Consider the following 20,425-nt stretch of genomic DNA (forward strand, 5'->3'; position numbering starts at 1 on the left):
AGCAGGTGTCCGGAGCGGTGCCCAGCTGACTTACTCTGGAGTAAGGTTACCGGAGGTAAGCCTACGTCGGGGTGGAGGAGCAGATCGAGATGAGTCCCCTTGAGTCGCCGCGGGTCCGCCGGGTCGCGGTGATCGGCGGCACCCGCATCCCGTTCGCCCGTTCCGACGGCGCCTACGCCACCGCCTCCAACCAGGAGATGCTCACCGCCGCCCTGGACGGCCTCGTGGAGCGCTACGGTCTCGAAGGACCCGGCGCAGTGGACGAGTTCGTGGCCGGTGCGGTCCTCAAGCACAGCCGGGACTTCAACCTCGCCCGCGAGACGGTCCTCGGCTCGACGCTGGACGCCCGCACCCCGGCCTACGACATCCAGCAGGCCTGCGGCACCGGCCTCCAGGCCGTCATCGCCGCCGCCAACAAGATCGCCCTCGGCCAGACCGAGGCGGCGATCGCGGGCGGCGCCGACACCGCGAGCGACGCCCCGCTGGGCGTCAACGACGGACTGCGCCGCATCCTGCTCACGGCCCGGCGGGCGAAGTCGGCCGGGGCCCGGCTGAAGGCGCTCGCGAAGGTACGGCCGGGCCACCTCGTCCCCGACATCCCGCGCAACGCCGAGCCCCGCACCGGCCTGTCCATGGGCGAGCACGCCGCGGTGACGGCCCGGGCCTTCTCCGTGCGCTCGGCCCCCTCCGAACAGGGCGGCCCCCTGTCCCGCGCCGCACAGGACGAACTGGCCGCGACCAGCCACCAGCGGCTCGCGGCGGCCTACGAACGCGGCTTCTTCCAGGACCTGGTGGTCCCGTTCCGGGGCCTTGCGCGCGACCAGAACCTGCGCCCCGGCTCGACGGCGGAGAAACTGGCCGCGCTCAAACCGGTGTTCGGGCTGGCGCACCCCGACCCCACCATGACCGCGGGCAATTCGACACCGCTGACGGACGGCGCGGCCGTGGTGCTGCTGGCCTCCGAGGAGTGGGCGCGGCAGCGGGACCTGGAGCCGCTGGCCTACCTCACGGCGTACGAGACGGCGGCGGTGGACTTCGTCCACGGTGATGTGGCGGGCGGCGAGGACGGCCTGCTGATGGCGCCCGCGTACGCCGTGCCGCGCATGCTGGAGCGGGCCGGCCTCGGCATGGCGGACTTCGAACTCGTCGAGATCCACGAGGCGTTCGCCTCCCAGGTGCTGGCGACGCTGGCCGCCTGGGAGAAAAGGGGGCTGGCGCCGGTGGACCGCGCGCGGCTGAACGTGGCGGGTTCCTCCCTGGCCACCGGCCATCCCTTCGCGGCGACCGGCGCCCGTATCGTGGCCACGCTGGCCAAGCTGCTGGCGCAGCGGGAGGGACCGGCCCGCGGGCTGATCTCCGTGTGCGCGGCGGGCGGCCAGGGCGTCACGGCGATCCTGGAGCGACCGTGACACGCCTTCACACAATCCCCGAGGTTGCACACCCCCGGTGCTGGATCCCTCCGGAAAGCGCACATCCCCACCACAGCGGGGCCGTACGATCACCTGCCTGATCGCTGTCCGGCCGTCGGTGACGACGCTCCCGCGGCCCGTCGGCCCACCGCCGGCGAACGCCTCGGTGCGCGAGGCACGTACGTCATGCAGCAAGCCGTCCGCCGCTGCACGCCCGAGGAGCCGCCCCCGTGTCCAGCCTGTACCCGAACGCCTCCGCCTCCTTCGGCCAGCCGGTCACCGCCACCGACTACGACGGCGCACCGATCCTCGTGGAGCCCGAGATCCGGCGCCTGGACGGTGCCGTGCGCGAGGTGTCCGTACCGCCGTTCAGCCCGCCGGTGCGGCGCGGGTCGCTCGCCGACCTGCCCTTCGACAATGCCGCGGCGGTCCCCGACGCCGTCGTCCTCAGCCGCCGTACGGCGGACGGCGAGTGGACGGAGGTGACCACCGCCGCCTTCGCCGACCAGGTGCTCGCCCTGGCCAAGGGCCTGCTGGCCCAGGGCCTGGCACCGGGCGACCGGATCGCCGTCATGGCCCGCACCCGCTACGAGTGGACCCTCCTCGACTTCGCCGCCTGGGCGGCCGGCCTGGTGACGGTCCCCGTCTACCCCACCTCGTCCGTCTTCCAGACCCGCTGGATCCTCCAGGACTCCGGCGCGGTCGCCCTGGTGACGGAGACCGCGGCCCAGGCCGCCGCCCTCGGCCCGGAACTCGACCGGGTACCCGATCTGCGGCACCTGTGGGTGATCGACAAGGAACACCTGGAACGGCTCGCCGAACACGGCGCCGAACAGGTCCCGGACGCGGAGGTCGACGTCCGCCGGGGCATGCTCGGCCCGGACACCCTCGCCACCCTCATCTACACCTCCGGCACCACCGGCCGCCCCAAGGGCTGCGCCCTCTCCCACGGCAACTTCTTCGCCGAGGTCGACAACGCCATCGAACTGCTCTACCCGATCTTCAAGGCGAGGACCGTCGAGGAGCCGTCCGTCCTGCTGTTCCTCCCGATGTCCCACGTCTTCGGCCGCATGGTGGCGATCGCCTGCGTCCGCGCCCGGGTACGCCTCGGCCACGCGCCGAGCCTCAAACCCGAGGACCTGCTGCCGGACCTCGCGGCCTTCCGGCCGACCTGCCTGCTGACCATCCCGTACATGCTGGAGAAGGTCTTCAACACCGCCCGGGCCAAGGCGGAGTCGGGCGGCCGGACCACCTCGTTCGACCGCGCGGCGGCCGTGGCCAGACGCTACGGCGAGGCACTGGAGGCCCGGCAGACCGGCAGCGGCAGCGGCCCCGGCCCCGCTCTGCGCACGGCCCGCGCCTTCTACGACCCGCTGGTCTACCGCCGCATCCGCAACGCGATGGGCGGCCGGGTGCGGTACGCGATCTGCGGCGGCTCCCCCCTGGGCAGCCGCCTGGCCGCCTTCTACGCCGGGGCGGGCATCGAGATCTACGAGGGCTACGGGCTGACCGAGACGACCGGAGCCTCCACCGTCACCCCGCCGCTCAAGCCGCGCCTCGGCACGGTGGGCTGGCCCATGCCGGGCACGAAGGTCCGGATAGCCGCGGACGGTGAGATCCTGATCGCGGGCGATCACGTGCTGCGCGGCTACTGGGACCCGCAGGCGGGCGGGGTGGTCCCGGCGACCCGGGAGGGCTGGCTGCCCACCGGCGACATCGGGCACCTGGACGACGAGGGCTATCTGACGATCACCGGCCGCAAGAAGGAACTGCTGATCACCGCGGGCGGCAAGTCGGTGGCACCGGCGCCGCTGGAGAACTGGCTCCGCTCGCACCCGCTGATCTCCCAGGTCATGCTGGTCGGCGACGCCCGCCCCTATGTCACCGCCCTCATCACCCTCGACCCCGACGGCATCACGCACTGGCGCCGGATGAACGGCAGACACCCGGTCCCGGCGGAACTCCTGGTGGACGACCCGGACCTGAACGCCATCCTGCAACGCGCGGTGGACGAGGCGAACCGCCTGGTCTCCCGCCCCGAGTCCATCAGGAAGTTCACCATCCTCCCGACGGACTTCACCGAGCGGGCGGGTCACCTGACCCCCTCGATGAAGCTGCGCCGCGCCGAGATCATGCGCGACTTCTCGGACGTGGTGGAGGCCCTGTACGCGGGATAGCCCTGTACGCGGGATAGCCCGGTACGAGGAGTAGCGGGCGCCTCTGCCCCCTGCTGCCGCCTCTGCCTCTGCTGCCCCCGGCTGTCCCTGTTTCCCCTGTTTCCCCTGTTACCCCTGTTACCCCTGTTGCTCCCGTGACGGTCGGCGGCCGGTCACCGACCAGGAAAGGCAGGAGCCCCGTCGCCGGAAGGCGCGGGGCTCCTTGGGTACTTCTTTTCAGGCTGCGATCAGGTCGCTGCTCAGACTCAGACGGGGGTGACGTTCTCCGCCTGCGGGCCCTTCGGGCCCTGGGTCACGTCGAAGCTCACCTGCTGGTTCTCTTCGAGGGAACGGAAACCCTGAGCGTTGATCGCGGAGTAGTGGACGAATACGTCGGGGCCGCCGCCTTCCTGGGCGATGAAACCAAAGCCCTTTTCGGCGTTGAACCACTTCACGGTTCCGGTAGCCATAAGCCCTCCTTGGGCCCACAAAGGGTTGCCCTGCTCCAGAACCTGCAAGTGTGAAACCGTGCCGCACAAGTGCATATGTCTGAAAACGACGAGAGCCCGCGGTTACATGCTCCGCAGGCTCTGTACTGCAAGGGAAACCAAACTGCAACTTGCGGCGAGCCTAGCACGCAGGCAGCCCCGAGCAATAGGGGTCAAGATCACGTCACCCGGAAGTTTGAACACCTGCTGGGCCACTTGACGTAGGGCGGTCTCGGAAGCCTACTCCAGGGGGTCTAGTCTCGCGATGTGGACATTTCTCGCACCCGGCCGCGCGTCGGCCACATCCAGTTCCTGAACTGCCTGCCCCTTTACTGGGGGCTCGCGAGGACCGGCACCCTCCTCGACTTCGAGCTGACCAAGGACACCCCGGACAAGCTCAGCGAGCAGTTGGTGTGCGGGGACCTCGACATCGGGCCCATCGCCCTCGTCGAGTTCCTCAAGAACGCGGACGACCTGGTCGCCTTCCCCGACATCGCGGTCGGCTGCGACGGCCCGGTGATGTCCTGCGTGATCGTCTCCCAGGTCCCCCTCGACGAGCTGGACGGCGCCCGGGTCGCCCTCGGCTCGACGTCGCGCACCTCCGTACGCCTCGCCCAGCTGCTGCTCGCCGAGCGGTTCGGCGTACGGCCCGAGTACTACACCTGTCCGCCCGACCTCAGCCTGATGATGCAGGATGCGGAGGCGGCCGTACTCATCGGGGACGCCGCCCTGCGGGCCAACCTCCTCGACGGGCCGCGCTACGGGCTCGCTGTGTACGACCTGGGCACGCTGTGGAAGGAGTGGACGGGCCTGCCGTTCGTCTTCGCGGTCTGGGCGGCCCGGCGCGACTACGCGGAGCGCGAGCCGGTGATCACCCGTCAGGTGCACGAGGCGTTCCTGTCCTCGCGCAACCTCTCCCTGGAGGAGGTCGGCAAGGTCGCCGAGCACGCGGCCCGCTGGGAGGCGTTCGACGAGCAGGTCCTCGCGCAGTACTTCACGACCCTCGACTTCCGCTTCGGCGGCCCGCAGCTGGCGGCGGTCGCCGAGTTCGCCCGCCGGGTCGGCCCCACGACGGGCTTTCCGGCGGACGTGAACGTGGAGCTGCTGGGGTAGGCAGTGCCGGGGTTCAGGGAGCGCTGACATAGGGAGGGGCAGCGCCCTCGCACAGCATGGCGAGGACACCCCGACCTCCCGCTTGCCGAAGACCGACCAGCACGCGTCGCCCCGCGACCGAGGCCCCAGTCCCTGTCACCCCCGTGACCGAGGCCCTGGGGCTGCGCCCGCATGTCTCCGGCCCCCGTGCCCGAGGCCCGGTGCCCCGCCTCAGCCCGGTACGACCACCGTGCGCAGTTCGCCGTTGCCCAGGTGGAGCATGCCCTTGCCGGGGGCGATCTGGCCGCCCACCAGGCTGCGGGACAGGCGCACGCCGATGAGGTCGCCGCTGGAGGACTCCTGCGGGGACAGCAGGATGCCGCGGCGGGCCTTCTTCGCGTCCACCTGCCAGCCCGAGAAGCCGCTGCACACGTCCTCCTCGTCACCGGCGATGACGAGGGCGAGGCCCTGTTCGGCACCGCGGGAGACGATGCGCTTCATCTGGGAGGCGGCGTCGCAGTCCTCCAGGATCTCCCCGTCGTCGACGAGCACGGCGATCGGCTCCTCGGGCGACGCCGAGTCGATGACCTCCTCGAACTCGTCCTCGTCTATGTCGTCGCCGGTGAAGACCTTCAGCACGCCGTCCCTGCCGTCGAGCTGCCGCAGCGGCGACTGGCGCGGGGCCGCGACGACCAGCCGTACGCCCTGGGTGAGATAGGACTGGGCGAAGTTCAGCAGGACCGTCGAGCGGCCGGACTTCGCCGGGCCCGCGATCACGAACGACGGGACGCCGTCCGCGAGATCCGGGCCGAAGCCGACGATCTCGTCGCCGCCGATGCCCGCCAGCGCCCACAGCCGCGAACGGGAACCTTGCGGGTCGCGCATCTCCCACGCCTGAGGGAAGGAGATCCGGCTCGGCAGGCTGTCCACCCGGAACGGCCGGCGCGAGCGCGGCACGTCCGTGTCCCTGGCCGCGGCCGCCTCGCCGATCGCCGCGATCGCCGCCGCCTGCCCCTGCCCGGTCGTGTCCTCGGCGAGCAGCGCGAACTGCGTCTCCGTACCGGACTCGTTGCGGAACGCGCGGCCCGGCGGGATCTCCTCGGGCACCTTGCGGGCGGGGATGCCGAGCGTGGTGAAGTCGCTGCGGTCGGCGAGCCGCAGCCCGTACTTGTCCTCGGTCAGCGTCGCGATCCGGCCGACGAGCAGCGTACGGTCACCGGTCAGCACCAGATGGATGCCGACGCTCGCGCCCTCGCGCATCAGCGTCGTCAGCTTGTCCGTCAGCGAACCGTGGTCGATCTCGCCGAGCGTGGGTACCCAGCCCTCCCAGCGGTCGAGCAGCACGACGATGTGCGGCAGCCGATCCTCCTCGGGGGACGCGGCCCGCTGCTCGCCGATGTCGGCGAAGCCCTTGTCCGCCAACAGGTCCTGGCGGCGGGAGAGTTCGCCCTTGAGCCGGTTGACCAGGCGGACGACCCGCTCGGTCTGGTTGCGGCCGACGACCGCGCCGCAGTGCGGCAGCCGGGTCAGCGCGTTCAGGGCGCCGTTGCCGCAGTCGATGCCGTAGAGATGGACGTCGGCGACGGAGTGCGTACGGGCCAGGGAGCCCGCGATGGTGCGCAGCACCTGCGACCGGCCGCTGCGCGGGGCGCCGCCGATCATCAGATGGCCGAAGGACGCGAAGTCCACGACCACCGGACGGCGTGCCTGGTCGGCGGGCAGGTCCTCCACACCGTACGGCGCGGGCGCCAGCCGCCCCGGCGGGAGCGTCGCCACCGAAGGCGTCTCGATCTCCGCCAGCAGCAGCGTCTCGGTGAGCGCGGGCAGCCACGGGCTGTGCTGGGCCGGGATGCGCAGCGCGGCGTTGGCGTCGCGGACCGCGTCGACCAGCACCTTCAGGTCGGTGATCTCCTCGTCCTCGCGCGCCTCGGCCTTCGGTTTCACCAGTGCGGCCCGGCCCAGGTCCGCCCAGGCCAGCCCGCTCACCCAGGGGGCGAGCACGGTCGGGTCCGCGGCGCCGGGCCGGCGCCCGCCGACCCGCCCCGACTGGAACGGTACGAGGGAGGCGTGCCCGAGCCGGACATACGCCCGGCCCGGGGTGTTCTTGGAGATGTGCCCGGCTTCCGGCGAGTCGATGACGTCGCTGGACTCGCCGCCGTCCGTCACACGCAGCGCGATCCGCAGGTTGGTGTTGGCCCGGATCTCGGGGGAGACCACGCCGCTCGGCCGCTGGGTGGCCAGCAGCAGGTGGATGCCGAGCGAACGGCCCCGCTGGGCGATGTTGACCAGACCGGTCACGAAGTCCGGCAGGTCGCGCACCATCGACGCGAACTCGTCGATCACGATGAGCAGCCGGGGCACCGGGGCGTGCGAGGGGTCCCTCCGCACCAGGTCCTGGTAGTCCTCGATGTCCTTGGCGTCGGCGGCGGCCAGGATGTGCTCGCGCCGCTTCAGCTCCGCGCCCAGCGACTCCAGGGCACGTTCGACGAGGTGGGCGTCGAGGTCGGTGACCATGCCGACGGTGTGCGGCAGCTGCACACAGTCCTTGAACGCGGAGCCGCCCTTGTAGTCGACGAGGACGAAGGTCATGTTCTCCGGCGTGTTGGCCACCGCCAGCGACGCCACGATGGTCTGTAGCAGCTCCGACTTGCCGGAACCGGTGGTACCGGCGATCAGCCCGTGCGGGCCGTCCTTGCGCATGTCGATGCCGAACGGGCCGTCGTACGACTCACCGACCACCGCGAGCGTCGACTGCCCGCCCATCCGCCAGCGGGCGGTGATCGCGTCACCGGTCGGCGGCTCCAGCTGGAGCACGTCCAGCAGCCGGCTCGCGGCCGGCAGCGCCGAGTCCTCGGTCTCCCCGCTGATGTCCCGCAGCGCGGACAGCGAGCGCGCGAGCCGCAGGCACCAGGGGGCGGACACGAAGTCCGGCCGTACGTCCTTGATGCGCTCCGCGCCCGCCTCCTCGACCCGCAGCCGCAACTCCTGTGCCACCGCGGCCTGTTCGGGCTCCGGTTCGCCCGTCGCATGCCACGCCTGGAACGACGGGAACCCGCCCGCCGCCTGCTGCGGGACCGCCTGCTGGGCCGGGCTGTCGTACTCCCGCGCCTTGGGTTCGGCGACCACGTACGCCTGGCACTCGCCAGGCAGGAACCGCTCCTCCGCGTCCAGGCACACCGCGTACATCGACACCGCGGGCCCCTCGCGCAGCAGTCGCACCACTCCCGGCAGCGACCGCAGCCGCCGCGACCCGTCCCACACGACGACGATGTCCGGGTCGCTGAACGAGGTGCCCTGCCCGCGGTTCTGCTCGGCGGTCTTCTTCCGGGCGTCGAGGATCTGGGTCAGCTCGCCTATCCGGGCGCCCACCGTCTCGGCGTCGGTGCCGATGAGGACGTTGGCGTCCTGCCCGCCGGTCGGCCGGGCGTGCGGCAGCCAGCGCACCCAGTCCCAGCTGTCCTGCGCACTGCTCTCGCTCAGCACGTACACCTGGACGTCCATCGGGCTGTGCAGCGCCGCGGACTGCGCCAGCGCCCAGCGTCCCAGCGCCCGGGCGGAATCACCGGGGCCCGCCATGCCGATGACGCCGAGCGAGCGCAGCGAGAGCGCGACCGGCGCGTCCTCGATGTCCCAGGTGACCTGGCGCCGGTGGTCGTCCTGCTCGGGGTCGTCGAGGACGACCTCCGACGGCAGCCGCCCCGTCCCGACCCGTACCACCAGATGGTCCCGGTCGGTGCGCCGCCGCTCCCACAGCCGGGTGCGCGGACCGGTGCCGAGCGACAGCACGGCGGCCGGGTCGGGCACCGCGTTGCGCCGGTCCTGCCGCTCCGCGACCAGCGCGTCCTGCGCGTCCTTCTCGATCCGCTCCTTCTGCTCCTTGTACTCCTTGAGCTGCTTCGCATGGGACTTGCGCCCGTGCTTCTTGTCCATGAAGTAGTTGGCGAACAGCATGATGGGACTGAGCCCCGCCATGATCAGGTAGTACCAGCGGTGAAAGATCAGCACGGAGACGACCGACGCCACGAGCGGCGTCAGCGCCATCAGCCAGGGCAGCGGCCGGGCCTCGTACTCCCGGGGCGGGCTCGGCAGCCGGAACTTGGTCTGCCGGTCCGGCGGACGCAGCCGGGGCGGCCGGTTGTAGTCGAGCCCGACCCCGTCGTCCGACCACTTCAGCGCGGCGTTGGGCGGGCTGTAACGCCCCAGTTCGAGCAGCGAGTTGCCGACGGCGATCTGCCCACCGAGCGGCCAGACCCCGGCGCCGTCGCCCTCGGAGATCTTCTTCCCGTCGAGGGTGACGGCGTCCTTGTCGGCGTGCACGGCGACCTGGCAGGTGCCATCGGTTGCAACTGACAAGGTGAGGGCACGGGCGTCGAGTTCGGGATCGTCGATACGGATGTACGAGGCCGGCCCGCTGCCGATGTCGTACCGCCCCACCCCGAGCCGGTGCACGAACCCGGCGACCGGCCCGCCCACCACCCGCAGTTCCACCAGGCCGGTCGGCTCGCCGGGCAGGCAGCCGGCGGGATCCTGAAGGCTGACGACGGCCCCGTCCCGCAGCGGCGAACCGACCACGGTGGCACCGGGATCGACGCCGTACCCGTCCACGTACACGAGCGGCGCACCGCCCGCCGGAACCGCTTGATGCCCGATCGGAATGACCTGCGCACCACTGACCCCGACGTGCTTGGCCAGTTCCACGGCGATGTCCCCGACGCTGGACTCGGGGTCGGCATCGAGTACGACATCGGCGGAATCCCCGCCGAACGGATCGACGACGGTCAGAGTCAGGCGCACGCTTGTCCTCCCCAAGCCCCCCGTGCCCGCTTCCCTCCCGCAGGTCACAGTCGAAGTGACGATATCCGCTCGGCGCCCGGACGGGGCAATGGGGAAGCGAACCCTTCCCGATGGCAACGCGCCACGCCCGAGCCCACCCGGCCCCGCTCCCGGATCGCGTTCCGGATCCGCTCCGGGATTCGGTTCCCGATTCGGGGATGTGGCCGCTCAGTTGACCCCCGTAAGCTGCAGTCGCAAGAGCGGACGATCGCACCGGCGGAACCATGTCTACCAGCCGTCTCGTCCGCACACAGGGAGCCACGGGGGTTGGCCCTGCGGCGTTTTGAAGAGGGAGCAGCTTCATGGCCAAGGACCTTGACGTCACATACCAGGACATGCGGGATGCAGCCAAGCATGTCGTCAAGGAGAAGGAAAAGCTCCAGGAGAAACTGGACGGCCTGCGCAAGTACATCGCGAACCTGGTCGAGTCCGGCTATGTCACCAAGAGCTCGTCGAAGGCGTTCGACGAGAACTTCGACGAGTTCGTACGGGGGACGAAGGACACGCTGGACGGCCTGGACGGCATGGGCGACTACCTGACGACGGCTGCGGACAAGTTCGAGCAGATCGACGAGGAACTGGCGAAGTCGGCCAAGAGCAGGTAGGTCTCACCCCGCAGCGGTATGGCTCGGTGCGGCGCGTGCCTCTGGGGACGCGCCGCGTGCCATGCCTTGCAGCTTCTCGGTGTTGCACCCTCGCCTCGTCCAGGTCACCAGTCGGCGGTCTGCCGAGCAGAAACGGCGCGAGATGCGCAAATCCTCGGTTCAGAAAGGCTCCTCCGACCGGCAAGACAACGTCTTCAGGGCGCAAAAACTTCTGAAATCCGTAAATGGGCTGCTGACATACGCCGCTGTGTCGTGTCAGGCCCGTCAGACGGTTTTGCTGGGCCGGATGCTACGGGCGAATTCGTCGATAGCCTCGAAGGATGCTTCGAGGAGGGCCGGGTCGTCGTAGTGCCCCTTGAGTAGCAGATCGATGTTGTGCGTCGGGTCGTTCCACGCGTAGGCGACAGAAAGCATCAGGCCGCCGCCAGGGCCGGTCCAACTGCGCAGACAGCGCAGTCCTTCACCGAAATGAGGCGAGGTGAAGGGCACGGTTTCAACGCGGTCACTGGCTGCGGCAGTACTGGGGTCAGGCTCGGCCAGCATGCTCAGATGCAGGTCCGTGTGCTCCTCGTCGCAGGCGACCTGCTTGGTGAAGAGGACTAGCGGTGCCGCCTGGGGCGGAATCGGACCGAAAAGAAATGCCTGATCGGCTTCGATGCGGTTATGCAGCATGTCTGCCGATCCTTCAAGAAATTTCTTCATCTGGCGCTTTTCACGCCAGCCAAGCTTGCGCTGGTGCAGCCGGGCGCTTGCTTCTAGTTGCAGATCCAACCAATGCGCGAACTCTGACTTGTTGCCGGTCAGAGGCATGTGGAACCAGTGTGCCGGGTCCGAATCGGTCTCAACAATTATCATGCGTAACTCCAGCGAAATGTAGTCATCACGGCATCGAACAACTCGACGAGGGTTTCGGCGAACTTGATATCCATATCGGGTACGATCAACGTACTGAAGGTGAATGTCATCAATCTCGCGGGGGTGCTGTTGGGAATCGGTACGACGTACTGCACCCGCCAGGACGGAACTTCAACTCCCTTGTCCGGGGCGGGGGGAAGCTTCTGCAGGGTGCGTACGGCCGCTATTTCGTCGAGTTCTCGAGCCGATGAAATATCCGCGTTCTGGGCAATATTGATTAGCAAATCCCTAGAGTCTACGTCGCCGACTTGCGCGTGTAATGGCTCTGACGCGACAAATGAAGCCGGGATGATCATTCCGTGGATTCGCTCGATGGGAAGATAGAGCGACAGGCCGTTGGACTTGCGTGCCTGCCGAACTGTTTCTTTCAACTCTTTGATGAGTCGCAATCGCGCCTTGGGAATATCGTCTTTCGGGAACCCCGGCGGTAGCTGTAGAACGGATTTATTGACGATTTTTCGAATCGCCTCGTCTGTTCCGTTCTGGAGAGGAATAATATCCCATCCTGGAGGAGGAACGACATTGAATCCCGTCGGAACGCGGGCCAATTTAGCGGAGCTCTCAGGAAGCGACACTTCGGTTCCGAATCTTTTCTGCGACCCAGGTCGCGCCGACGAGCACAGTGAGCAGGGGAGCACCGATGATTCCCGGCCAGAACGAACTGATGAGGCTGGGTAGCAGGAGGGCCCAGCCCATGGCAAGGTCTCGCGTAAGAAGCGGTGGGCGCTTGCTGGGCGTGGGGTTCTTGATCAAGATCCAAAGGAGATAGAACAAACAACCAGACAGCAGGAACCGATAGATCCAGAATAGGATTTGGCGACTTGAGTCTGGGATCAGGAACGAAATCAAAATAAATGGGAGGATGGATACGAGGGCACCGATGATGGTAACCCGTACCCTGAAATTCGGACCAGTGCCCAACTGTTCTTTTAGGGATTCGGCCATTTGCCCTGCTCCTTCTGCCATGTTTGCTGCCGTAGCCAGCGGGTGCGGGTCACCAGTGGGTGTCCGGGGCAGGCATCCAGCCGCTGCCCTTCCACGTGTTGTAGTCCTCGTTGTAGGGCTTGTCGCCAGGAAGCAGGCCATTCTCGGCCAGCCAGCCGATGGAATCACTCTGACTCAATGCCTTGTCGACAACATCGACGCCCATGCCGCCGTATGCGGCCGTCATCGCCGCCGCATAGCCCGCATGTCCGACCTTGGAGGCTTCGCCGGCCACGGCATCAGGGAAAGCAGTCCTGTTGGCGCGAAGCTGTCCGAACAGGCCAGCGGCCTCGTCGTCCCCCAGGTGTATCCATTTGGACATCGTGGATACCTCAGTCGGCCCCTTTGCGACCAAGCCGACATCTCTGGAGATCTTCTTCAAGGTGTAATTACGCAGGTCCGAGAAAAATCTCCGGGACACATCGTCCTGGGAATTTGCCATGGCCTTGCTCAGATCGTCCAGTGCTGGCTTATGTGCCCTAAGCCCCGCCTTGAGTCCGGCGGTTCGGGTGGTTTGGGCGGCAGCACTCGTTACCTTGTTGGCGCCTTTCAGCGCAGATAGGCCACCGCGACCGACACCCATCAGGAGCAAGCCACCGACGTCGAATGCCAGGTCGGTCCATGACGCATCGCCGGTCGCAACCAGCATGGACCTGGCCAGGATGGTTACAATGGCGATCCCCAGCACTAGGAGGTTCAACCCAGGAATCCAGATGGCAACAATTCCGGCGATCGTCGCCACCCAGCCCAGTGCGTCGAGGACGATCTTGATTTCTTTCGCGTGATCGTGGACCCATCCTTTGACGTTGTCCCACGTGCTGTCCTTGATGCCATCGCCCAACTGCTCGCCGATTTTGCGCGCATAATATGCTGCGCGATCATCACGGTCTCCCACGATACGGTCCAACTGGTCGCGGAATATCCGCAACGGGTCGCCTTCTGTTCCACTCTCCGAAGGGTGTGGTACATCTTTGGGATGGGACTCTTTCTTGGCTTTTTCAGCCTCTATCTCTTCCTGTTCCTTTTTCGCGTTGGTCAGGACCCTATCGGCGTCCGACTGCAATTCCTCTAGCTCAGTTGCCCACTTGGTCAGGTGGCCGTGTACATGTTCGTAACGCTCGGCAACCTCACCTAAGTGCTTCTCCAGTACTTGCGATTCTTCACGCAGCTTGTCGGCGTACTTGCCCCTTAGTTCGTTGTCGTTCTTGATTTCGCCAAGCAGCTTGGCCTGCGCGCGTAGGCTCTGCGCGACTGAGATCATGTGCTTCACTTCATCGCGGATCTCCTCCGGATCACCCGGCACTGGATCGGAATCGGCGAGTGGGTGCCAGTCACGGGGACGAGGCTTCGACGTAGCGCTCACTTCTTCGCCCTCCTCGCCTTACGCAGCTCATTGGCGAGTTGGGCATCCAGACCGGTGAAGCCGTCGATCGTGGACTTCACCAGTTCTCCTACAGTTTTGATGCTCTCCAGCATTTTCGTCCGGTAGTCGTCCCAGTTTTCCACGAAATCGTCCATTTTGTCGGCGATTTCTCCGCTACCCCAGTAAGGGTGCATGTCATCTTTCCGGTGATCGAGGTTCTTGAGTTCCTTCTGGATTCCCTTTAGCCGGGACTCTGATTCGACCAGTAGATCGACGTTGACGATGAGGTCCGAGTCGTCTGCCATGTGGGTGGTTCAGCCTCCCTGCGCTGCACCTGAGGAAGGGTCAGCAGCGACCGGCGAAGAGTGCGTTGTGATTAGCTCCCCGTGTCACAAAGACTCGGGCAAGCGTCCAAAGGTATCGGGTTGGTTACCGCTTCGCCAGAGCGAGTCGGCAACGCGTGTGACGCCAACCCTAGTCAGCGGTTGACGGACTGGATCTCTTGGACGGTGACAGCCTGAGTCGACCCGAACGTGCCGTTGGGCAGGTTGCCGCCGACACCTCCGGTTCCGGTCCAACTGACCTCCCAGGTGATGGTTGCCCGTAACTCGAAGGTGCCGTTTCCGGACGAGCGCAGATATTTGACACCGCAGGACGGGATCTTGTCAGCTTTTCCCTTCGCGTACGGTTCACCAATGGAATTGTCGTCGTTCATGACACACTCGCCGGAAGGTGGGTAGAGCTCAACGTCCCCGGTACCAGGCTCCAGCTTGAGAGAGATGGGTTTGGCCGTGGTCGTGGCTTGGATGTTCACACCGCCGACATCGAGCGAGGCCGTGACCGAGACTTCGTTGAACTTGGCCTTGTCGAGCCATGCCCAGGTTGCGAGGTTGACCTTTGTGATTTCCGCAGGGGCGAGCTTGATTTGCGTGTCGGGAACGTTGATCCGATTGTAGGCGAGCTCGGCCAGGATTTCCGGGGTTACGGCATTCTCTACCGTGGGTGTCTTTCCGTTCTCGACCCAGAAGGTTGCCGTGTCACAGGCGAAGGCAGCCGGATCTCCTGATTCCTCCCGTTTCTTGTCTCGGACCGCGTCCCACCAGAGGCCCTTCCCGGTCTGAGACTTGTTGAAGTCCTTGTATGGTTGGCCATTGATGTAATGGTCTTTTGCCATCGCGTAGGCTTCGCCGACGCCACTGGCATGCGGGATGTCCCACTGACTCCGGAACGCCTCGGAGAATTGGGCCGGATTCCATTTGGGCTCGTACCAGCAGGCAGGCGGGGACCAGTCGCCAACGGGCGTAAATCCGTTGGAAGTGTGTCCTGTGCTCCCCTTAATCGAACCGCTGTAGACGATGTGTGACTCTAGAGTCTTACCTCCGTTCTTTTCATTGTTGCCTCCGACGTCGAACTGCGAGCCGCCGGGGTCTTTGGCGAAGGCTACGGTAGGTGCGGCGAGTACGCAGGTGGCAGCGAGCATGCAGACTGAAATAACCGGGCGTAAGTTAATCACTGGACGCACGACTTACTCCCCCTGACGGATGTGCCATCGGTCGTCTGCCAGATGCCATGCTCGGTCTTTTCCAGCCGGGTGTTGTACAACACGTACGAATCGTCATCTGCTGGCGACTTGTCGACTACGTCGGTCTTGCGGTTCTTGTTGTATGCCTTTGATTCGTCAGAACAGAACGAGACGCCTGCGGACTTGCTGTCGAACAGATCGACCTTCGGATTGAAGTAGCGTGTGGTGCCGGTGTAGGTGAGGCCGGCATCCAGCCATTTCTGGACCCATGCCACTGATGACGTCAGAGCCTTGCCCTGGTAATAAAAAGTCAGACCTTGTGTGTCCGTCTTGCCTTTGACGATGGCGTCGTTCATCGCGGTCTGTGCCCTCGCGGCATCGGCGAGGACCGCGTCCTTGGTCGTGTCGCCCGTGCGCCAACTCTCAAAGACGTCGCTGACGCCGTTGGGCAACGTCAGATCTGGGCGCTTGACCGTGTCCGAGGCGCTCGGGCTTGGCGTGGTCGACGTCTTGGCGTCGCCGGTATCGGCGCCGGCGATCTTGTCGTTTGCCTTCGTTCCGTCGTCATTGCCGCCACATGCGGTCAGAAGAAGGACTGTCGTCGCGCCAATCGCGACAGCAACTGGCAAGGTGCGGCGCTTCACTGTGGCTCCCCGTGAGACAAAATTCCAGTCAAGAGCCCAACGGTATCGGTAGGGTTCCCGCTTCTGCCAGGACGAACTTCCCCACGCTCATGGGCAATTCAGGCGTAAGGGATCCTTCCGGGAGTGCCTCGTGGCTTGAATGTGCTCGAACGGATGACAGCTCCGGGCGTGGTCGAGTGCCATGTCCGGAGCTGTCGTTGGTCGCTTGTTCGTTTTGCTATCGCGCAGCTGTGCATCTCGGGCAGGAGCACGGTGGATACGCCGATGTGAATGGCACCGGTTCCCCGTGACCGCCGGCCAAGACCTCGACCCTGCCGCGGTCGTCGGTCACTGTGCCCTCAGTGTTGATCCTGTAGACCCGGAGGGTGAGGCGGGAGCGGCGATGTGTGGGATCCAGGAGTTCGTGCGTGTCTGCCCCGGGTGAGTAGCGGGCAGCGCATTCCGGGCATGCGTAGACGTTGAAGCCCGGGCCCGTTGGGGCGTGGACCTCGTGGATCAGGACCGGTTCGTCCGTCGAGCGGTCGCAGCGCGCGCACATGCGCATGGCGGGGCGCGTCATTGGCCGGCCGCTGGTACGCGTACGCCATGGATGTGCTTCGGGCCTACGTCGATTCCGAGGGTGGCGAGGCTGGCGGCCCGGCGGCGTTCGCGTTGGCGGTGGTGTTCGGCGGGGTCCAGGACGTAGGGGCGTACGAGGCGGGATGCGTTGCCGTCGAGGGGATCGGTGAAGCGGGGAGGCGGGACGGGGATGAAACGCAGGGGCGGGGGTGCACCACGGCGGTGGCGGCCCTGAGGGCTTGGGGTGCAGACGCTCAGCGCCCAGGTGAGGAGGCGGACGATAAAGTCCGGCATGTCGACGCTCCGATTCAGCGTTGGCCGTGCCCCGGGACGGCTTCCCTCCGTCGCCGGGGTCTGTGAGGGGACCACGCTACAGGGTGCATATGGGAGGTGTATAGCGGTTAGCCGCACTCCACTGATCCGTGGGACTGAGTGGTGTCGTACGTTGTTCGATATGACGCCGGATTCAGGGCAGTCGCCGATCGACCCGAACAAGATCGCGTACGTCTACATGCAGATGGCCGATCACATCGCCGAGCGGATTGCCAGGGGAGAGCTACGACCTGGCGCCCGATTGCCGGGCGAGCGTGATCTCGCCGCGGAATACGGTGTCGCGCACCTGACCGCCCGTCGTGCCACGCGTGAACTCCGTGAACGCGGCCTCGTCGTCACTCTCCCGGCGAAGGGCACCTTCGTCGCGTATCCGGAGGTCGACGTGTCGCCGGACAGTGAGGGGCCGGAGTAGCAGGGGGCGCCTGCCCTGCTTGCACACCGGGATTCCGCTTCATGGCCGGCGTCGCTCCGGCTCTCAGGCTTCCTCGGCCGACGCAAGGAGCGCCAAGTCCTCCGTGGGATCCGCGAAAGAAACCGTCTGAAGAATCCCCCCCATCATCTCGACGAACTGGCTCCACTGATCCACGGAGGCGGTGAAAAGCGTGAAGACGGCTGTGAACGGGCCCGTCGGGAACGGTATGTGGACCTGGATCTGGGCGGTGACGAGTTCCGTGGCCTCGCCGCTCGCCGTCATGGCGGGGTTGAGGTTCAGCTGACGCCAGCTGACGCATGACACGGCCGGGCCGCAGGGGAGGTCGAGCCAGTCGACCTCGTTGTACCGGTCCGCGGAAAGGGCCGCGAGGATTCCCTGTGCTACGACATCGGTGTCGGCCTCCGCCTGGTCCGTGGGTATCGCGGCCAGGGTGAAAGCGCACTGGGCAGCGCCGCCGGAGAGGTCGTGCCTGGCTATGTCGCCCTCTGGGGTGCGTTCCTCCTCGGAGGTGGAGAACAGGCCCATCGCGGCGTAGGAGACGCCGGTGTCCTGCATGAGTTCGGCGATGGCCGAGTAGTACGGGGCGGCGGGTCCCCAGACGGTTTCGTCGCCGCGGGAGTAGAGGTCCCGCACGAAGGAGTGCGCTCGAGCCGCACGCTCGTCGGGGCTGTCGGCGAGGGGTAGTGCGAAGAAGCCCTCGGGGGCCAGGAACCAGACGGGCGGTGGATCCGTCGAGGGAAGGGGCGCGGGAAGGAGAGCGGTGGGATCGGCAGAGGGAGACATGGGGTGCGGGCCGTTTCGAGTGTGGTGTGCCGGTGGGTTCAGAGGTCTTCAGGGTGGTATTCCCTGGGGTCGACTTCCTGACCTTTTTCGTCCATGACGAGGCTCTGTTCCGAGGCTCCGAAAATGGAAGTGAACCGACTCGGCAGCAGGATGTCGACGATGTAGTGTCCGCATGGATTGCGCGTGATGATAGGAGACACGGAATCCGGCATGTTGACCTCGGCCGCGAACGCCGAGACAACTGTTCGCTGTTGTGAGGTAAGGGAATCAAGTGGGAGCAGCTCAGGAGTGATCTCCAGGTAACGTGTCAGCTTCCTGCGTGAAGTGGACGTTAGTCTGGACCATGAGCCGTCCATGAAGACGACTTTGAAGTCGTGGCCGTCCCTGAAGTCCTTGAGTTCAATTTTGCTGATGTCGGTGCGTGGGCACTGCCAGAGGACCTCGTCGTCGATCGCCTCGTCGTTCTTCTTGTCGTAGGGCAGTTCGACGACGACGAGTCTGCGGTCGGTGACGATCGCGTGGGTGAGTTGGTGTTTCTGGTCGGTGCGTCCGGGGTCGAGTTGCCAGGGCAGGGTGCGGGCGATGCTGCCGGGTGCGGCCCACATGACCGGGAAGTCCTCGACCTCGTCCGCGGGTTCGTCCGGCGTGTCGGAGCCGGAGTTGTCTGAGGGGCCCGCGATGTTGCCGCCCGCAGCGCTGAGGAGGGCCATGAAGGCCGTCCCCACCACCATTCCGGCCCCCTTGAGAGACTTCAGGGCTGCTGTGCCGCCTGCCGAACGGGCTGCGTAGGAGGGGCCTTCGGGCCAGCCGGGAAGCTCGTGCTGGATGTCATTGCGGTCGGTGTCACGGAACCAGCGCATGCCTCGGACGCTCATTGCGGCGCCCGTTGCGTAGGTGACGGGAGCGCGGGCGAGCAGTGTTTCCCCCGGTTCGGGCTGCCAGATGTTCATCTCGGTATGCACTCCCTGCGTTCTGACCCAGTGGTCCGTCTCCGTGACGCCCTCTGCCGTCCATGTTCCGGTGCGTGGTCACGGTCTGGCTTCGGAGGTGTAAGGCTAATCGCCGGAGACGGCGTCCTTGATGTTGGTGATGACTTTGGGGGCGATTTTGAGGCTGCCGTCGATGGCCCTGCCCATGTTGCCTATCGGATCCACGTGAAATTTTGTCAGGGTATTGATTCCCTTGGTGCCGATCCACTGCCCTTCGTGGTAACCGGCGCTGACGAGACCCCCCATGCGTGATGCCAGGCCACTACTTGCATGTGCAACCTCGTAGGTGAATTCTGACTTTCCGCCGATCTTTACCAAGCCGGCCAGCCCAAATCCCTCCTTGAGGTCCTTCGAGGCTGCCCCCATGGACATCAGGATGCGTGATTTACCGAGATTTGTAACCTGGAACCCCTTGCCCAGCAGGGCGGCCTTGGCCGCCGCAGCACCACGGGCACCCTTGGCGGTCGCACCGGCGACCTTGACCCCCTTCCCGAACATCCCGATTCCCGGCATCAATCCGAGGGCATCGGTCCCCAGCGTCATCCAACTCACATCCGCCCCGGCGGCCATGGCGACGCCATGGGCAGCCAGGGCCAGTCCGCTGCCGATGAGGGCGGCCGTGCCGAAGATGGCGGCGAGTGGGGGGAAGGGGAGGGTGGCGATGGCCAGCATGCCCAGTACCGCGGACGCGTTGCTGAGGACGTCGCCGATCGTTTTGATCAGGTCGGCGTGGTCCTTCAGCCAGTCGCCGGTGGCGTCCCAGGCGTCCGCTATGCCCTTGCCGAGTTTGTCCCAGAAGCCGGGCTCGTCGGGGGCTATGTCCGCGGCCTTGTCGAGTTCCTTGCCTATCTTGTGGGCGGCTTGCTTGTAGCGGTCTTCGAGATCGTGGACCTTGGTGATGACCTCGTCGACGGCGCCGGAGGCTTTGCCGAGTTCTTCGCTGCCGTCGCTGCCGGCCTCGCCTTTTGCCTTGTCCTGGGCGTCGAGTTTTTCACCGGCGAGCTTTTCGAGCCGGTCCGCTTCGTCCTGGAAGTCCTGGAGCTCTCCCGCCCATCGGTAAAGGGCCCGGGACGCCTTGTCGAACGATTCGTAGCTCTTGCGGATGAGAGGGGTGACGTCCTCGCCGATGTACTCGGTGAATGCGACCGCGGTCTTGCCCTTCCAGGCGCCGCATTCGATGCGTTCGAGTTCGTGTACCGCGGTGCCGAGTTCGCCGGCCAGGTTGCCGAGCCGCTTGGCGAGTTCCCGGGTGTCGATCACGTCCCCGGGGGTGGGGTCCCAGCCTATGCGCGGGAAGGAGGGCCGCTTGCCGGTCACG

18 protein-coding genes are annotated in these 20,425 nt (G+C 66.4%); 5 read left to right on the top strand and 13 right to left on the bottom strand.

The genetic code is table 11. The annotated features are described in order from the left end of the window. Nucleotides 1–89: 89 nt before the first annotated feature. Nucleotides 90–1,409 carry an acetyl-CoA C-acetyltransferase gene (locus tag ACFYPJ_RS07190; RefSeq protein WP_389011830.1) on the top strand — a complete coding sequence of 440 codons (1,320 nt, stop codon included), beginning with the start codon at nucleotides 90–92 and terminating at the stop codon, nucleotides 1,407–1,409. Nucleotides 1,410–1,639: 230 nt separating this feature from the next. Next, on the top strand, nucleotides 1,640–3,586 hold the full coding sequence (locus tag ACFYPJ_RS07195) for an AMP-dependent synthetase/ligase (protein ID WP_389011833.1): 1,947 nt from the start codon (nucleotides 1,640–1,642) through the stop codon (nucleotides 3,584–3,586). Between the two features lie 245 nt (nucleotides 3,587–3,831). Here ACFYPJ_RS07195 and ACFYPJ_RS07200 read toward each other — a convergent pair whose 3' ends face one another. Next, on the bottom strand, nucleotides 3,832–4,035 hold the full coding sequence (locus tag ACFYPJ_RS07200) for a cold-shock protein (RefSeq protein ID WP_003974443.1): 204 nt from the start codon (nucleotides 4,033–4,035) through the stop codon (nucleotides 3,832–3,834). Nucleotides 4,036–4,320: 285 nt separating this feature from the next. On the opposite strand from ACFYPJ_RS07200, the gene ACFYPJ_RS07205 reads away from it, so the two are divergent. Then, nucleotides 4,321–5,166, top strand: coding sequence for a menaquinone biosynthetic enzyme MqnA/MqnD family protein (locus tag ACFYPJ_RS07205; protein ID WP_389011836.1), 846 nt, complete (start codon nucleotides 4,321–4,323; stop codon nucleotides 5,164–5,166). Between the two features lie 210 nt (nucleotides 5,167–5,376). Here ACFYPJ_RS07205 and ACFYPJ_RS07210 read toward each other — a convergent pair whose 3' ends face one another. Beyond that, a complete protein-coding gene (locus ACFYPJ_RS07210) occupies nucleotides 5,377–9,939 on the bottom strand; it encodes an FtsK/SpoIIIE domain-containing protein (RefSeq protein WP_389011839.1) in 4,563 nt (1,520 codons plus the stop codon). A 341-nt stretch (nucleotides 9,940–10,280) separates the two neighbouring features. Here ACFYPJ_RS07210 and ACFYPJ_RS07215 point away from each other — a divergent pair, with 341 nt between their 5' ends. Continuing rightward, the gene (locus ACFYPJ_RS07215; RefSeq protein ID WP_376530006.1) at nucleotides 10,281–10,583 is read left to right on the top strand and encodes a WXG100 family type VII secretion target; all 303 of its coding nucleotides are present in this window, start codon (nucleotides 10,281–10,283) and stop codon (nucleotides 10,581–10,583) included. A 264-nt stretch (nucleotides 10,584–10,847) separates the two neighbouring features. Here the strand turns inward: ACFYPJ_RS07215 and ACFYPJ_RS07220 are convergent, their stop codons facing one another. The 8 genes from ACFYPJ_RS07220 to ACFYPJ_RS07255 all read right to left on the bottom strand — a co-directional run bounded on the left by ACFYPJ_RS07220 (nucleotide 10,848) and on the right by ACFYPJ_RS07255 (nucleotide 16,863). Continuing rightward, nucleotides 10,848–11,438 carry a hypothetical protein gene (locus ACFYPJ_RS07220; RefSeq protein ID WP_389011841.1) on the bottom strand — a complete coding sequence of 197 codons (591 nt, stop codon included), beginning with the start codon at nucleotides 11,436–11,438 and terminating at the stop codon, nucleotides 10,848–10,850. Beyond that, the gene (locus tag ACFYPJ_RS07225) at nucleotides 11,435–12,073 is read right to left on the bottom strand and encodes a hypothetical protein (protein ID WP_389011844.1); all 639 of its coding nucleotides are present in this window, start codon (nucleotides 12,071–12,073) and stop codon (nucleotides 11,435–11,437) included. The genes ACFYPJ_RS07220 and ACFYPJ_RS07225 overlap by 4 nt, the downstream gene beginning before the upstream one ends. Next, on the bottom strand, nucleotides 12,060–12,443 hold the full coding sequence (locus ACFYPJ_RS07230; protein WP_389011846.1) for a hypothetical protein: 384 nt from the start codon (nucleotides 12,441–12,443) through the stop codon (nucleotides 12,060–12,062). The genes ACFYPJ_RS07225 and ACFYPJ_RS07230 overlap by 14 nt, the downstream gene beginning before the upstream one ends. A 49-nt stretch (nucleotides 12,444–12,492) precedes the next feature. Further along, nucleotides 12,493–13,845, bottom strand: coding sequence for a hypothetical protein (locus ACFYPJ_RS07235; protein ID WP_389011849.1), 1,353 nt, complete (start codon nucleotides 13,843–13,845; stop codon nucleotides 12,493–12,495). Further along, the gene (locus ACFYPJ_RS07240; RefSeq protein ID WP_389011852.1) at nucleotides 13,842–14,150 is read right to left on the bottom strand and encodes a hypothetical protein; all 309 of its coding nucleotides are present in this window, start codon (nucleotides 14,148–14,150) and stop codon (nucleotides 13,842–13,844) included. The genes ACFYPJ_RS07235 and ACFYPJ_RS07240 overlap by 4 nt, the downstream gene beginning before the upstream one ends. 173 nt (nucleotides 14,151–14,323) lie before the next feature. After that, entirely contained in the window at nucleotides 14,324–15,325 is a 1,002-nt protein-coding gene (locus tag ACFYPJ_RS07245) for a hypothetical protein (protein ID WP_389011855.1), read from the bottom strand. 29 nt (nucleotides 15,326–15,354) lie between these two features. Next, a complete protein-coding gene (locus ACFYPJ_RS07250) occupies nucleotides 15,355–16,011 on the bottom strand; it encodes a hypothetical protein (RefSeq protein WP_389011858.1) in 657 nt (218 codons plus the stop codon). Between the two features lie 555 nt (nucleotides 16,012–16,566). Then, nucleotides 16,567–16,863, bottom strand: a complete 297-nt coding sequence (locus ACFYPJ_RS07255; RefSeq protein WP_389011861.1) for a hypothetical protein — start codon at nucleotides 16,861–16,863, stop codon at nucleotides 16,567–16,569. Nucleotides 16,864–17,023: 160 nt separating this feature from the next. On the opposite strand from ACFYPJ_RS07255, the gene ACFYPJ_RS07260 reads away from it, so the two are divergent. Continuing rightward, complete coding sequence (locus ACFYPJ_RS07260; protein ID WP_389011864.1) at nucleotides 17,024–17,314, top strand: GntR family transcriptional regulator; 291 nt, start codon at nucleotides 17,024–17,026, stop codon at nucleotides 17,312–17,314. Nucleotides 17,315–17,377: 63 nt separating this feature from the next. Here ACFYPJ_RS07260 and ACFYPJ_RS07265 read toward each other — a convergent pair whose 3' ends face one another. The 3 genes from ACFYPJ_RS07265 to ACFYPJ_RS07275 all read right to left on the bottom strand — a co-directional run bounded on the left by ACFYPJ_RS07265 (nucleotide 17,378) and on the right by ACFYPJ_RS07275 (nucleotide 20,424). Next, complete coding sequence (locus ACFYPJ_RS07265; protein WP_389011866.1) at nucleotides 17,378–18,118, bottom strand: hypothetical protein; 741 nt, start codon at nucleotides 18,116–18,118, stop codon at nucleotides 17,378–17,380. A 38-nt stretch (nucleotides 18,119–18,156) separates the two neighbouring features. Beyond that, a complete protein-coding gene (locus tag ACFYPJ_RS07270) occupies nucleotides 18,157–19,068 on the bottom strand; it encodes a hypothetical protein (protein ID WP_389011869.1) in 912 nt (303 codons plus the stop codon). Between the two features lie 105 nt (nucleotides 19,069–19,173). After that, entirely contained in the window at nucleotides 19,174–20,424 is a 1,251-nt protein-coding gene (locus ACFYPJ_RS07275; RefSeq protein WP_389011872.1) for an enoyl-CoA hydratase/isomerase family protein, read from the bottom strand. Nucleotide 20,425 lies beyond the last annotated feature (1 nt).

The sequence above is a fragment of the Streptomyces sp. NPDC006012 genome (assembly GCF_042871185.1).
Classification (GTDB): domain Bacteria; phylum Actinomycetota; class Actinomycetes; order Streptomycetales; family Streptomycetaceae; genus Streptomyces.